Source organism: Halomarina rubra (assembly GCF_023699475.1).
GTDB classification, from domain to species: Archaea; Halobacteriota; Halobacteria; order Halobacteriales; family Haloarculaceae; genus Halomarina; species Halomarina rubra.
The window spans coordinates 338,092-350,926 of the sequence record NZ_JALXFV010000008.1 but is presented as its reverse complement, the minus strand read 5'-3'; the positions used below and the strand labels follow the sequence as shown (position 1 = coordinate 350,926).

The following is a 12,835-nucleotide window of genomic DNA, read 5'->3' as shown; positions in this document are numbered from 1 at the left end:
AGTCCGCACCCTTTTCCCCGGCGGTCGCCTCGCTCCGGCCATGACCGCGGCGTTGGACGAACCGCTCGATATCGGCGGTCTCACCCTCCAGAACCGACTGTATCGCGCGCCCCTGCTGGAGTGTGCGGGCGACGACGCCGACGCCGGCGAACGTCTCGCCGAGGAACTCGTCCCCGCGGCGCGCGCCGGGGCGGGGCTCGTCTTCCAGGGCGCGACGCTCGTCCGCGGCGAGGGAGGGGCCGTCGCGCCGAACATGACGCGAATCGACACGGCCGAGAAGGCCGAACGCCTGCGAGCCGTCACCGAGGCCGTCCACGAGGCGGGCGGTCGCATCGTCGTCCAACTCGACCACGGCGGCCTGCGGAGCCTGGAGACCTGGCACCGGGAGTACCGCGCCGCGGCCGACCGCGAGCAGTTGGCCGTCTCGCCCGTCCCGTTCCACCTCCGGGCCGCCGCGAAGACCGGCTTTCTGGAGTACGACGCACACGTCCTCTCCACGGCGGAGGTGTACGAACTGGCGGCCGACTTCGGTCGTGCGGCCCGTCGCGCCGTCGACGTGGGCTACGACGGCGTCCACCTCTCCAGTGCCAACATGGGCATCGTCCAGCAGTTCTGCTCGCCGTACTACAACCGCCGCGAGGACGAGTTCGCGGACGGCGGGCGCTTCCTCGAACTGGTCCACGACGAGATTCGCGAACGGGCGGGCGACGTGCCGCTGTTCACGAAGGTCCCGACGGAAGAACACCGCCCGCCGTTCGTCCGGACGGGGCTGTCGACCGACGACGCGGTCGCCCTCGCGGTCCGCCTCGCCGAGTACGGCTACGACGCGCTCGTCCCCGTCCACGGCTCGACGTTCTGGGACATGAGCCTGATTCGGGGGGAGTACCCACGGCGCGGGTGGGCCGCCAGCCAGTTCCAGTCGGGCTACGAGGCGGCGTTCGGGAGTCGCCTGCGAGCGCGTCTCGTCGCCGCCGCCACGCGCGTCGAGGCGGTCCGCAACCCGCCCGCACGTGGGTGGAACGCCGACCTCTGCCGGCGCGTCCGCCAGCGCGTCGACGTCCCCGTGCTCTGTGAGGGTGGCGTCCGCGAGCGCGGGCAGATCGACCGCCTGCTCGGGAACGGCGGGGCACCGGCGGCCGCCGACGCGGTCGGTCTCGGCCGACCGTTCTACGCGGAACCGGAACTGCCGGCGCGACTGCTGGCCGACGCCGAGAGCGCGGCGCTCTGTGCGGACTGCAACAACTGCATCGTCCCGCAGGCGACCGGTGCGCCGGGGATGTGCCGGACGCCGTCGGTGCTCCGCGAACGTGGTGAACTGGAGCGGGCGGGCGCGTACGACCGCGACTGACTACGACCGAGAGGAGAGAACGAGTCGGGGGTCGGACTCCGAGTTCCGCCCCACGCCGCGTCTTACTACGAGCGGAACTGGCCGACGCCGCGACGGGCGACGCTGCCGGCGACGACGCCACCAGCCAGCGCGCCGAGCGTCCGGAGCGACGGTCGTCGCGGGTCGACGCCGCGTGCCTTCCGCCCCGTACAGGCGGCGTAGTGGCTCGCGCTGCGCCACAGCGGTTGGCGATGACCCGCGATAGACGCGCCGTCGCCCGCGAGCTCCGTGACGATACGGTCCGCGGTCAACTCGTCGAACGAGTCGACCTCGAGTAGCATCTCGGTGTACGCCCGCCCGACGTACGCCGCAGAGTGGGCGTCGCTGGCGGCGACGCCGGGGTAGCCGTTCGCGTCGGCGAAGTGTTTGGCACGGTGGTTCCGATAGCCCGTGAACACCCAGGCGTTGTACACCTCGACAGCGTCGCAGTCCTCGACGACGCCCTTGCCGACACCGTGGCGGGTCCGCTGGAACGGGTGGGGGACGACGGCGACGCCGCCCAGTTCCCGGACGCGGTCGACGGTGTCTGCGAACGGTTCGCCCGCGGCGGGACACTGCTCGACGCCGATGGCGAGCAGGTGGCCGTCCGCGGTCGACACCTCGACGCCGGGGATGCCGACGAGGCCGTACTCGGGGGCCAACTCGGCCGCGCGAAGCGACTCCTCGATGGTGTCGTGGTCGGTGACGACGATGCCGTCCAGTCCGACCTCGACCGCCCGTTCGAGCAGCCGTTCCACCGGTTCGTGGCCGTCGTACGACCCCTCCGAGTGGACGTGTGGGTCGAGCGCGACGGATACCTCGCGGCCCATGACTGTCGGTACTGGAGGCCTGTCCGTATAGAGGGGTTCCGGCTACACACTGAGCCTCGCGAAAACGAGTCACGTCGACGGGTGTCACGGTTCGGTCAGCCGACCACGTCGTCGAGGAGGATGGCCACGGTCCCGACGACGAACGCGACGACGGCGAGCGTGGGTGCAGGACAGACGTGACCGCAGCGTGGGACCGCCAGCACCATCGCGACCCCGAACGCCCACGCGAGCACCCAGGCAGCGACCAGCGCCCGGTGGAGGTGTGGTCGCGTCACGTGCGGTCGCGCTCGCGCAGGACGGACACAACCACATCGCTCACGACTCGCCAGCAGACCGCACGGCGTGACGACATACACTCACGAAAGAAGACAGGTCACTTAGCTGTAACTGCGCGGAGATAGCAACACTCTATTCGGTGGGCGCATCACCGCTCGCAATGAGCTTCTTCGAGCGACTCGGCGCGCGCATCGACGCCGTCGACAGCGTCGTCAGCGTCGGCCTCGACCCCGACCCGAAGCGACTCCCCGACCACCTCGCGGACCACGACCTACCGCGGTGGGCGTTCAACCGGCGCATCGTCGACGCGACCCACGAGTACGCCGCCTGCTACAAGCCGAACGTCGCGTTCTACGAGGACGCCGACGGCTGGCGTGCGCTGCGTGAGACCATCGCCTACGCCGAGGGGAAGGGGGTCCCCGTCCTCCTCGACGCCAAGCGCGCCGACATCGGTAACACCGCCCGCCAGTACGCGAAACTGCTCGACCACGCCGACGCCATCACGGTCAACCCCTACCTCGGTCGCGACGCGCTCGAACCGTTCCTCTCGCGCTCGGAGAAGGGTGTGTTCGTCCTCTGTCGCACGTCGAACCCCGGCGGTTCGGACTTCCAGAACCTCGAAGTCGGCAACGGCAAGCACCTCTACGAGTACGTCGCCCAGCGCGCGAGCGAGTGGAACGTCGAAGGCAACGTCGGACTGGTCGTCGGTGCGACGACGCCCGACGAACTCGAACGCGTCCGCGAACTGGTGCCGGACCTCCCCTTCCTCGTCCCCGGCGTCGGTGCGCAAGGCGGCGACGCGGAGGCGGCCGTGGAGTTCGGCCTCGCGGACGGCGTCGGCCTCGTCAACTCCTCGCGCGGCATCATCTTCGCGGGCGAGGGTGAGACGTTCGACAAGGCCGCGGGCCGGGCCGCGAAGCGTCTCGCGGGACGGCTGAATCGTCACCGCTGACCGACTCGGACCGGTCGGCGTCGTCGCTGGTCGTGTTTCGCGGACCGTCGTATCACGCAATGAGTGTGATAGCGCGTCGTGCCGAGCGGCGTCGCTCGGCGAACTGACGGTGTGAGGAAGAAGCAGGCAGGTGAGCCTTCCATATTCGTGCCCACGAACGGAATTGACCCCGCCTGCTTCGTCTCGGGAGACGCCGGGGTGACACCTGATGGTTCCACCTAATAGATTAGGACCGACCGGGACCCGTGCGTCGAGACGAGCGAGTGTGGGTCGGAGAGGCGGCCATACGACGAGTCTCGCCGGCGGCCATAGTCGCGGCGACGACGGCTCAGAACTGGTAGGTGTCGACCCCGTCCGGACCGTCGGGTTGGACGTCCTCCTCGCCAGCGGGTCTGCCGCCGGCCTCCTTGAGACAGTCCGTGCAGAGGCCGGTCTGCTCGTCGTAGTGGGTCTCGCAGACGAGTCGGCCACAGCGGTCACAGCCGTCGACGACCTCGTTCGTCGTACAGAGTTCGCACAGTCCGGTGACGCTCATACCCGGCCGTACCGGCTACCGTCGGTTAACGGTACGGCCTGCCACGCCGAGGGGTTTAGGCACGCCCGGCCGTTAGTGTGTCCGTGGACCGTTCACGCATCGTGACGGCGCTCGCCGCGACGTTCGGGGGGATGGCAGTCCTCCTCACGCTGTTCGCCGTCCTCCTCGAACCGCTGGCGCTCGTGCTCGCCGTGCCGTTCGCCGTCGTCGCGTACCTGCTGTGGTACCAGGCGTCGGGTCGCCTCCTGCGGCGCGTCTACGCCAGCGTCGAGCGACAGGCACGCGTCGACGAGCGTGCCCGCGCGACGGGTCGTCGGACCCGCCGGACCGCCGAAGCCGACGGCGGCCGGGGCGGGTTCGGGGCCGGCCCTCGACAGTCGCGCAGTCGGACGGCGGCGGGACGACGAGCACGCGCAGAGGCGACCGGTCGCCAGCGCACGCGCCAGCGGCGGCGACGACCGCCCAAACCCGACTCGGGTCCGACGGCGACGGAGGCGTACGACGTCCTCGGTCTGGACCCGTCGGCCGACCAGTCGGCGGTCAAGCGCGCCTACCGCGAGCGAGTGAAGGAGACCCACCCCGACCGCGGCGGGAGCGAGGAGGCGTTCAAGCGCGTGACCGCGGCCTACGAGCGACTCTCGGAGTGACGAGGCCGCCGGCGAGCGGCGAATTCTCCACCCTCGAACACCGTCCCCCCTGACCACGGCGCTTCGACAGTATCGCCGATGAGATTGTTCACCACTTCGTGAATGGATATTAAGTTAACTCGATTGTGAGTTGTCACAATGTCTGAGCACTCAGACGAGAACGACGGTGACGCATCGGACACCTCCAGACGAACGTTCATGAAGGCGGCCGGTGTCGCCACGACGGCGAGTGCGGTGGGAGCCGGTACGGGTGCTGCCGCGGCGGACGACGACGACGATGACGGTGACGAGGACGGCCGAGACGACCGCGTCGAGGCGTTGCTCGACGACCTCACGCTCGAACAGAAGGTCGGGCAGATGACTCAGGTCGCCGTCGGGTCGTTCGACCCCGAGCCCGACGGGTCGAACGTGCCCGACAGCTTCGGCGTCGACACCGTCGGCGAGTACTTCAGCGAACTCGGCGTCGGGTCGATACTGTCCGGTGGTGCCGCCCCGCCGTCGTTCGACGCCCAGACGGTCGTCGAGGGCGTCAACGCGCTCCAGGAGTACAACGTCGAACAGAGCGACCACGGCATCCCGTTTCTCTACGGCGTCGACGCCACCCACGGCAACGGGTTGCTGGAGGGAGCGACCGTCTTCCCACAGCGGATGAACATGGGTGCGACCCGGAACCCGGCGCTCGTTGAGGAGGCCGAGCGCCACACCTCCGACTCGACGGCGTCGATGGGTGCACACTGGACGTTCGCACCGACGACAGACCTCCAGCGCGACCCCCGCTGGGGCCGGTTCTTCGAGGGTATCAGCGAGGACCCGAAACTGGAGGGCGACTTCTCGCGGGCCCGCACGCGCGGCCTGGAGGACGACGACCGGCTCACCAGCTGCGTCAAGCACTTCGCGGCGTACTCGATTCCGAACAACGGCAACGACCGCGCGCCGGCGTCGACGTCGCTGCGCGACCTCCGAACGAACGTCCTGCCACCGTACCGGGAGGCGCTGAAGGCCGAACCGGGGACAGTGATGGTCAACAGCGGTGCGGTCAACGGCAAGCCCGCCCACGCCTCCCACTGGCTGCTGACCCGCCTGTTGCGCGACCACTACGGCTTCGAAGGGCTGGTCGTCTCGGACTACGACGACCTCCACCGGCTGGTGACCAACCACGACTACGTCCCGGACTTCCGGGCGGGCACGCGCGAGGCCATCAACGCCGGCGTCGACATGTACATGATCGGCAACGGTGGCTCCGCCCCCGGCCCGGTCCAGTTCGTCGAGACGGTCGTGAGCCTCGTCGAGGACGGCGAGATTCCCGAAGAGCGAATCGACGAGGCGGTGCGGAACGTCCTCGAACTGAAGGTCGACCTCGGCCTGTTCGAAGCGCCGACGGTCGACGAGTCGCGCATCGGCGGCGTCCTCGGCGGCGCACGGGAGACGTCCGAGGAGATGGCCCGCCAGTCGCTCGTCCTCCTGGAGAACGCCGAGGAGACGCTCCCGCTGTCGGGCGACGAGAGCGTCCTACTCGCTGGGCCGGGCGTCGACGGCGACGGCAACAACACCCGCGCGCTGATGCAACACGGCGGCTGGACGCTCGGGTGGCAGGGGCCGAGCAACGGCGGCCCGTACCCTCGACAGCGGCTGTTGAGCGACGAACTCGAGGCTCGTGTCGGGAGCCTCACGCACGTCCCGACGTACTACGACAACTCGACGTGGTGGGCCGGGCAGGGAACCGGCGAGAACCAGCAGAGCGACGAGAACGGCGACTTCGCGTTCACCGACGAACAGGAGTCGGCGATGCGGTCGGCCGCCCCCGACGCGGACGTCGTCGTGCTCGTCCTCGGCGAGGGGAGCCACAACGAGGGGTTCGGCGACCGGGACGAACTCGTCCTCGACGAGTCCCAGCAGCGACTGGTCGACGTCGTCGCCGAGGAGACCGACGGGGAGACCCCCGTCGTCGGCGTCGTGCTCGCGGGCAGTCCCCGTGGCTCCGCCGAGACGTACGACGAGCTCGACGCGCTGTTGTTCGCCGGCCAACCGGGGAGCGACGGCGGCGCGGCCATCGCCGAGGCGCTCGTCGGCGAGTACAACCCCTCCGGGAAGCTCGCGTTCAGCTGGCCGCGCAACCCCGGCACGCCGGTCGGGACGACGCCGGTCCAGTACTACCGATATCCGCCGACGTCGACTGGAGCGACCGACAACACCCCGCTGTACCGCTTCGGTCACGGACTGAGCTACACCGACTTCGAGTACGGCGAGCCGTCGCTGTCCGCGTCGGGCGTCGACCCCTCGGAGACCGACGAGGTGACGCTCAACGTCGACGTGACGAACGTCGGCGACCGGGCCGGCGACCACGTCGTGGAGGTGTTCGACACACAGTCCTACGGGTCGGTCCTCCAGCCGCTCCGTCGGCTGCTGGGGTACGACCGCGTCTCGCTGGAGCCGGGAGAGACGGCGACCGTCGACCTCTCGCTCGACCTCGCGGCGCTGGCGGTCGTCCCGGGCGACCTCCTCGGTCTCGCACCGAAGGTCGTCGAGGCGGGCGACTACGAACTGACGGTCGGCGACGACGGGCCGACGACCACGCTCACGGTGGACTCGACCGGGAGTACCGACGACCACGACCGGTTCCCCGTCGGTGGCGGCCCAGGGAAGGGCCACGGACCGGGCGGGAACGGGAAGGGTGGAAACGGAAAGGGTAGGGAGGGCGACGGCGACGGCGACGACGAACCCGATATGGACGACGTGCTCGACCTGCTGCGCGAGGTCACCGGGTCCTCGTAGGTCCCGCTCCGACCGCCGCGTCGGGCACGGACGGTCAGTCTCGCCCGACGGGACGCGGGATGGCTCGACGGGCGCGTGCCTACCGCGCGGCGAGGACGCCCGCCACGTCCCGTCCGACCGTCGGCGAGTGCCACCGGTCGTCGAGCGCCCCGACGATGGCGGCCACGTCCTCGCCGTGTTCCGCGGCCAGTTCCTCGACGACGTCGACCCACTCCGGCAGGAGTGCGGCGTACGTCTCCAGTTCACCGACGGCGTCGTCACCGCCCGGACCGAAGTGTCCGTAGAGGTTCACCGAGGGGGCCAACTCGCGCAGTCGCGAGCAGGTCGCGAGGTTCCGTTCGAGGTCGAACGACGGCGGTGGCGTCGTCGGGTAGAGTCGCTCGTCGAAGAACTGGCCCGCGCTGTCGATGGAGAACAGCGCGTCGGTCGTCTCGTCGAAGACGGCGAAGTGGTGAGGTGCGTGGCCCGGCGCGTCGGCGAGTGCGAGGTCGTGGTTGCCACAGTCGACGGTCTCACCGCCCGAGACCGCGACCGTCCGGTCGGCCGGTACGACCTCGGGGACACCGTACGCGTCGGTCGTTCCCGTCGCGGCGTCGACGCTGGCGCGGAGGCGCGTCAGCTTCTCGGGGTCGGTGAGGTAGTCGACGCCGCGGTCGTGGACGTAGACGGTCGCGTTCTCGCAGTGGTCGGCGAGGAAGCCCGCGCCTGCGGCGTGGTCGAGGTGGACGTGCGTGACGAGGATGGCCGCGACGTCCGGCGGGTCGATACCCAGCGCGTCGATGGCGTCGAGGATGCGCCGCGCGCCGTAGGTCGTCCCTGCGTCGACCAGGACCGGCCGGTCGGCGTCGAGAACGTACGACGACAGCGCGCCGGGCGTGTCGAGCAACAGCGCGTCGACGAGGTACGTGTCGGGGGCGACGCGGGTCGGACGGACGGGCGGGTCCATGTCGGTGGTTCGTCAAGCGGTGCCTTGATTCGCTCGGCGCGTCCACCCTCGATATGACCCCACCACTGGCCGTCGACATCGACGGTACGCTCACCGACGGGACGGGGGCGCTCGACCCGCGCGTGATGACGCCGCTCCGAGAGTGGCCCGAACCCGTCGTCGTCGCCACCGGGAAGGCCCTGCCGTACCCGGTCGCGCTCTGTCACTTCGTCGGCATCCCGACGCGCGTCGTCGCCGAGAACGGCGGCGCGGCGTACCTCGAAGACGACGACGAGTTGGTGTTCGTCGGGGACCGCGAGGCCGCCCAGCGCGTCGTCGACGCCTACCGCGAGCGGGGGTACGACCTCGGCTACGGCGACGTCGACCTGACGAACCGCTGGCGCGAGACCGAACTCGCCGTCAGCCTCGACCAGCCGCTCGAACCGCTCCGGGAACTCGCCGCCGCCGAGGGGATGAACCTGTTCGACACCGGCTACGCCTACCACGTGACGAGTCCGGGTGTCGACAAGGGGACCGCGCTGGAGGCGATCTGCGACCGACTCGACCGCTCGGTCGAGGAGTTCGCGATGGTCGGCGACTCCGAGAACGACGCCGCGGCGTTCGAACGCGTCGGTCACTCCTACGCCGTCGCCAACGCAGACGACGCCGCGAAGGCGACCGCCGACTTCGAGACGGAGGCGTCGTACGCCGACGGCTTCCTCGAAGCCCTGGACGCGATTCGGTCGCTCTGAGGCGGGCCGAGCCCTACTGTGACAACGATAACCACCCGCGGGAAGCCTTTTCACGGGTGAACGACTAGCACCTGCCAATGAGCCCTGACCGGGCCGTGTTGGAGCGCGCGCTCGAACGCGGCGAGCAGGAGGGCGGGAGTGTGGAGTTCAAAGAACGCCTCACCCGGACCCTCCACCTCGCGGACGGCCGACTGGAGAGCCTCGCGGCACAACTGCGTCACCGCGTCCTCTCGGGCGACGGCGAGGCGACGTACGTCGTCGGCGTCACCGACGACGGCGGTCTCGCGGGCATCACTCCCGAGGAGTTCTCCGAGACGATGGACGTGCTCTCGTTGCTGGCCGAGGAGGCCAGCGCCCACATCGACGAGGTCCAGACGTGGGGCGTCCCCGACGCCTCGGGGACCGAAGGCGGAAACGGCCTCGTCGGCGTCGCCACCATCCGCGAGGGGGCGATGCTCGACGTCGACGACGAGCACATCGTCGTCGGGACGGCGGGCCACGTCGACCACGGGAAGTCGACGCTCGTCGGTTCGCTCGTCACCGGCCAACCCGACGACGGCGAGGGCGGCACCCGCGGCTTCCTCGACGTCCAGCCCCACGAGGTCGAACGCGGCCTCTCGGCGGACCTCTCGTACGGCGTCTACGGCTTCCGCGAGGGCGACCCCGTCCGGATGGACAACCCCCACCGAAAGACCGACCGCGCGGGCATCGTTGAGTCGGCCGACCGCCTCGTCTCGTTCGTCGACACCGTCGGTCACGAGCCGTGGCTCCGGACGACGATTCGAGGGTTGGTCGGCCAGAAACTCGACTACGGCCTGCTCGTCGTCGCGGCGGACGACGGGCCGACGAAGACGACCCGCGAGCACCTCGGCATCCTGCTCGCGACCGAACTACCGACCATCGTCGCCATCACGAAGGCGGACGTGGTGAGCGACGAGCGGTTGGCCGAGGTCGAACGCGAGGTCGAAGGCCTGCTCCGGAACGCCGACCGGACGCCGCTGCGAATCGACCGCTACGGCGTCGAGACGGCCATCGAGGAGATCAGCGAGAAGGTCGTCCCCATCCTCTCGACGAGCGCCGTGACGATGGAGGGCCTCTCGTTGCTCGACGAGATGTTCGAGCGACTGCCAAAGACGGCCGACGGCGCGGGCGAGTTCTCGATGTACGTCGACCGGAGCTACAAGGTCGCCGGCGTCGGGGCCGTCGCGTCGGGGACGGTCCGGACGGGCACGGTCAGCGCGGGCGACGAACTCCTGCTCGGCCCGATGAGCGACGGGTCGTTCCGCGAGGTCGAGGTCCGGAGCATCGAGATGCACTACCACCGCGTCGACGAGGCGAAGGCCGGGCGTATCGTCGGCGTCGCGCTGAAGGGCGTCCGCGAGGAGGAGGTCGAACGGGGGATGGTCCTGTTACCTCGCGACGCCGACGTGCGGGCCGTCCGCGAGTTCGAGGCCGAGGTGATGGTGCTCAACCACCCGACACGCATCCAGTCGGGGTACGAACCCGTCGTCCACGTCGAGACGGTGAGCGAGGCCGCGGAGTTCCTCCCCGAGACGGGCCACCTGCTGCCCGGCGACAACGGACGGACCCGCGTCCGGTTCAAGTTCCGCCCCTACCACGTCGAGGAGGGCCAGCGCTTCGTCTTCCGCGAGGGCCAGTCGAAGGGGGTGGGGACCATCACCGACGTGACGCCGGTCGACTCCTGAGCGGCCGTCGTGTCACGATAAATCATGACACGGCGAGCGATTTACGAGCGGTCGGCCCCTATCTATGGTATGTCAACGGTCGGCCAGCAGATACGCGACTACAACCGTTCGTTGAGCGAGCGCCAGAAGATACGCGGCGGAGCGTTGCTCATCGTCGTCGGGACGCTCCTCATCTCGTTGCTCGTGTTCGCGCCGCTCGTCATGCCGCTCCAGATACTCATCGGTCTGATGTCGGTGGCGCTCATCGTCGTCGGCACGCTCTCGCTCGGGACCTCGGGCATCACCGGGCGCGCTGTCTGAGGCCCCCGACGAGCACCACCACCCCGTCGTCACTCACACGTCGGCGTCGGTTCCTCGTACCGCCGCACCCAGTCGAGACACGCCGTGAGCGTCCGCTCCGGTCGGTAGCGGACGGTCGCCGCCTCGCGGTCGTACTCGACGACCCCGGCGGCGACGAGGCGCGGCAGGTGGACGTGGGCGAGCGAGGCCGCCACCGTTCGTCGGTCGGCACCGCGACGGCCACGTCGCCGCTCGGCCGCGACGACGGCGTCGGTCAGGTCCGCGAGCGAGCGCTCGTGCTCGGCGGTGAGCTGATAGAGGACGAGTCGCCGTCGTTCGACCGACAGCAGGTCGAAGAGGGTGTCGAGCGAGGGTGCGCCGGTGTTCGGTTCGTCGTCGGTCGAATCGTCGCCGTCGCGAATCATCCGCCCCCGCTTCGCCCGGTGGTCCGTCGGTCGTCGGTCCGTCGAACGTGAGCCGGCGGTCGGTCGGGAGAACACGTCGTCATGGCAGAACGTGCCACGGCGAGTGGTTATACCCACCCACTGAACCGCGTCTCAGTGTCCGTATCGCGCCGACAGAAGGGTGGGGAGGTCGGCGAGCGAGGAGAGGCGGTGGTCGGGCGCGGCGACTCCCGACGGGTCGGTCGCGTCCCGTTCCCCGACGAGGACGCTGACGAGACCGACAGCGTTCGCGCCGACGACGTCCGTCTCCGGCGAGTCGCCGACGAACAGGGCCGAGTCGGGGTCGACGCCGACTGTCGCACACGCCCGTTCGAACGGGGCTGGCGCGGGTTTCGCGGGGGTGTCGTCGCCCGCGCAGACGACGACGTCGAACGCCTCGCGGCGGCCCAGACCGTCGAGCTTCGCCAGTTGGGCGTCCCGTGGGCCGTTGGTGACGACGCCGAGCGGGTAGCGACCCGCGAGGGAGTCGAGCGTCTCCTCCGCCCCCGGCGTGGGGACGACGTCCGTCTGGTCGCGTTCGTCGGCGAACGTCCGGGCGAGCGTGCGGCCGAGTTCGGGGTCGTGGCCCCGGTCGGCGCAGAGCGCCGCGAAACAGCGCTCGCGGAGGTCCGCCATCCTGTCGGCGTCCTCGGCGAAGCGGTCGAACGCCTCGCGGTACGCCTCGACGGTGAACACCGGGTCGACGCCCTCGCGTTCGAACGCGACCGCCAGCACCTCGCCCGGCGAGCGCCGGTAGCGACAGAGCGTGCCGTCGAGGTCGAACAGCACGGCTCGAACCGTGCCGACGCCGGTCTCGGCGTCGCCCGCTCGGGTCATACCGGCGGGTCGGTGGCGGGGCTGTAGCCGTCGTCGACGCGCTCGGCGAACCCGAACGTCTCGGCCCACGCCAGCGCCCGTTCGACGCGGGTCAGCCAGACGTCCTCCCAGTCGGTACGTCGCGAGCGCTCCCACTGCGGCACGCGCTGGCGGACGCGCTCGTAGGCGGCTTCGGGCGACAGCGGCGTCGCGCCGCTCTCCTCGGCGGCGTCCAGAACCGCCAGCAGGTCGTCGACGGGGTGGACGCGTTCGCGGAACGCCCGCGCCAGTTCGGCGTCGTCGGGGTCCGTGCGGGTCTGGTAGTACTTCCCGTCGCTCTCGGCGAGCAGACCCAGCGCACGGAGGAACGTGAGCCACTCTTTGGCGGCGTCCCGCGAGGCGACGTCGGCGTCGGCCATCAGCCGCGCACAGCAGTCGTCCTCGCTACCTGGCACCAGCGGGAGCGCGAGCGTCGCCTCCCTGACGAACGTCAGCGACCGCGGTTCGGGGACGACCTTGAACTTCATCGCGCTGCC

General features: G+C 70.1%; 14 protein-coding genes. 7 read left to right on the top strand and 7 right to left on the bottom strand.

The genetic code is table 11. The features are described from left to right. The first annotated feature begins 40 nt into the window (after window positions 1-40). Window positions 41-1,348 (top strand): oxidoreductase, encoded by a 1,308-nt coding sequence (locus tag M1L36_RS16695; protein WP_250874868.1) that lies wholly within the window; start codon window positions 41-43, stop codon window positions 1,346-1,348. 65 nt (window positions 1,349-1,413) lie between these two features. On the opposite strand, the gene M1L36_RS16690 is transcribed toward M1L36_RS16695, so the two are convergent. Further along, complete coding sequence (locus M1L36_RS16690; RefSeq protein ID WP_250874867.1) at window positions 1,414-2,196, bottom strand: PHP domain-containing protein; 783 nt, start codon at window positions 2,194-2,196, stop codon at window positions 1,414-1,416. 95 nt (window positions 2,197-2,291) lie between these two features. Further along, window positions 2,292-2,471 (bottom strand): hypothetical protein, encoded by a 180-nt coding sequence (locus M1L36_RS16685; RefSeq protein ID WP_250874866.1) that lies wholly within the window; start codon window positions 2,469-2,471, stop codon window positions 2,292-2,294. 161 nt (window positions 2,472-2,632) lie between these two features. Here M1L36_RS16685 and pyrF point away from each other — a divergent pair, with 161 nt between their 5' ends. Then, window positions 2,633-3,424 (top strand): orotidine-5'-phosphate decarboxylase, encoded by a 792-nt coding sequence (gene pyrF / locus M1L36_RS16680; protein ID WP_250874865.1) that lies wholly within the window; start codon window positions 2,633-2,635, stop codon window positions 3,422-3,424. 328 nt (window positions 3,425-3,752) lie between these two features. Here the strand turns inward: pyrF and M1L36_RS16675 are convergent, their stop codons facing one another. Next, window positions 3,753-3,959, bottom strand: a complete 207-nt coding sequence (locus M1L36_RS16675; RefSeq protein ID WP_250874864.1) for a hypothetical protein — start codon at window positions 3,957-3,959, stop codon at window positions 3,753-3,755. Window positions 3,960-4,042: 83 nt separating this feature from the next. On the opposite strand from M1L36_RS16675, the gene M1L36_RS16670 reads away from it, so the two are divergent. Beyond that, window positions 4,043-4,606 carry a J domain-containing protein gene (locus tag M1L36_RS16670; RefSeq protein ID WP_250874863.1) on the top strand — a complete coding sequence of 188 codons (564 nt, stop codon included), beginning with the start codon at window positions 4,043-4,045 and terminating at the stop codon, window positions 4,604-4,606. A gap of 138 nt (window positions 4,607-4,744) precedes the next feature. After that, complete coding sequence (locus tag M1L36_RS16665; protein ID WP_250874862.1) at window positions 4,745-7,378, top strand: beta-glucosidase family protein; 2,634 nt, start codon at window positions 4,745-4,747, stop codon at window positions 7,376-7,378. 79 nt (window positions 7,379-7,457) lie between these two features. On the opposite strand, the gene M1L36_RS16660 is transcribed toward M1L36_RS16665, so the two are convergent. Then, on the bottom strand, window positions 7,458-8,324 hold the full coding sequence (locus tag M1L36_RS16660) for an MBL fold metallo-hydrolase (protein WP_250874861.1): 867 nt from the start codon (window positions 8,322-8,324) through the stop codon (window positions 7,458-7,460). A gap of 53 nt (window positions 8,325-8,377) precedes the next feature. Between M1L36_RS16660 and M1L36_RS16655 the strand changes: the two genes are divergently transcribed. The 3 genes from M1L36_RS16655 to M1L36_RS16645 all read left to right on the top strand — a co-directional run bounded on the left by M1L36_RS16655 (window position 8,378) and on the right by M1L36_RS16645 (window position 11,061). Then, window positions 8,378-9,055: a phosphoglycolate phosphatase gene (locus tag M1L36_RS16655; RefSeq protein ID WP_250874860.1), complete on the top strand. Its 678-nt coding sequence runs from the start codon at window positions 8,378-8,380 to the stop codon at window positions 9,053-9,055. A 77-nt stretch (window positions 9,056-9,132) separates the two neighbouring features. Beyond that, complete coding sequence (locus M1L36_RS16650) at window positions 9,133-10,761, top strand: GTPBP1 family GTP-binding protein (RefSeq protein WP_250874859.1); 1,629 nt, start codon at window positions 9,133-9,135, stop codon at window positions 10,759-10,761. 69 nt (window positions 10,762-10,830) lie between these two features. Next, window positions 10,831-11,061 (top strand): hypothetical protein, encoded by a 231-nt coding sequence (locus tag M1L36_RS16645; protein WP_250874858.1) that lies wholly within the window; start codon window positions 10,831-10,833, stop codon window positions 11,059-11,061. Window positions 11,062-11,090: 29 nt separating this feature from the next. Here M1L36_RS16645 and M1L36_RS16640 read toward each other — a convergent pair whose 3' ends face one another. The 3 genes from M1L36_RS16640 to M1L36_RS16630 all read right to left on the bottom strand — a co-directional run bounded on the left by M1L36_RS16640 (window position 11,091) and on the right by M1L36_RS16630 (window position 12,826). Beyond that, a complete protein-coding gene (locus tag M1L36_RS16640) occupies window positions 11,091-11,465 on the bottom strand; it encodes a DUF7344 domain-containing protein (protein WP_250874857.1) in 375 nt (124 codons plus the stop codon). A gap of 132 nt (window positions 11,466-11,597) precedes the next feature. Then, window positions 11,598-12,320, bottom strand: coding sequence for an HAD family hydrolase (locus tag M1L36_RS16635; RefSeq protein ID WP_250874856.1), 723 nt, complete (start codon window positions 12,318-12,320; stop codon window positions 11,598-11,600). Next, complete coding sequence (locus M1L36_RS16630) at window positions 12,317-12,826, bottom strand: double winged helix-containing putative transcriptional regulator (RefSeq protein WP_250874855.1); 510 nt, start codon at window positions 12,824-12,826, stop codon at window positions 12,317-12,319. Before M1L36_RS16630 ends, M1L36_RS16635 begins: the two co-directional genes overlap by 4 nt. Between the last annotated feature and the right edge of the window lie 9 nt (window positions 12,827-12,835).

Excerpts from the sequence above, each read along its gene's own strand:
- M1L36_RS16695 (WP_250874868.1), top strand. The coding sequence starts at position 41 with ATGACCGCGGCGTTGGACGAACCGCTCGATATCGGCGGTCTCACCCTC.
- M1L36_RS16690 (WP_250874867.1), bottom strand. The coding sequence starts at position 2,196 with ATGGGCCGCGAGGTATCCGTCGCGCTCGACCCACACGTCCACTCGGAG.
- pyrF (WP_250874865.1), top strand. The coding sequence starts at position 2,633 with ATGAGCTTCTTCGAGCGACTCGGCGCGCGCATCGACGCCGTCGACAGC.
- M1L36_RS16675 (WP_250874864.1), bottom strand. The coding sequence starts at position 3,959 with ATGAGCGTCACCGGACTGTGCGAACTCTGTACGACGAACGAGGTCGTC.
- M1L36_RS16665 (WP_250874862.1), top strand. The coding sequence starts at position 4,745 with ATGTCTGAGCACTCAGACGAGAACGACGGTGACGCATCGGACACCTCC.
- M1L36_RS16660 (WP_250874861.1), bottom strand. The coding sequence starts at position 8,324 with ATGGACCCGCCCGTCCGTCCGACCCGCGTCGCCCCCGACACGTACCTC.
- M1L36_RS16655 (WP_250874860.1), top strand. The coding sequence starts at position 8,378 with ATGACCCCACCACTGGCCGTCGACATCGACGGTACGCTCACCGACGGG.
- M1L36_RS16650 (WP_250874859.1), top strand. The coding sequence starts at position 9,133 with ATGAGCCCTGACCGGGCCGTGTTGGAGCGCGCGCTCGAACGCGGCGAG.
- M1L36_RS16645 (WP_250874858.1), top strand. The coding sequence starts at position 10,831 with ATGTCAACGGTCGGCCAGCAGATACGCGACTACAACCGTTCGTTGAGC.
- M1L36_RS16640 (WP_250874857.1), bottom strand. The coding sequence starts at position 11,465 with ATGATTCGCGACGGCGACGATTCGACCGACGACGAACCGAACACCGGC.
- M1L36_RS16635 (WP_250874856.1), bottom strand. The coding sequence starts at position 12,320 with ATGACCCGAGCGGGCGACGCCGAGACCGGCGTCGGCACGGTTCGAGCC.
- M1L36_RS16630 (WP_250874855.1), bottom strand. The coding sequence starts at position 12,826 with ATGAAGTTCAAGGTCGTCCCCGAACCGCGGTCGCTGACGTTCGTCAGG.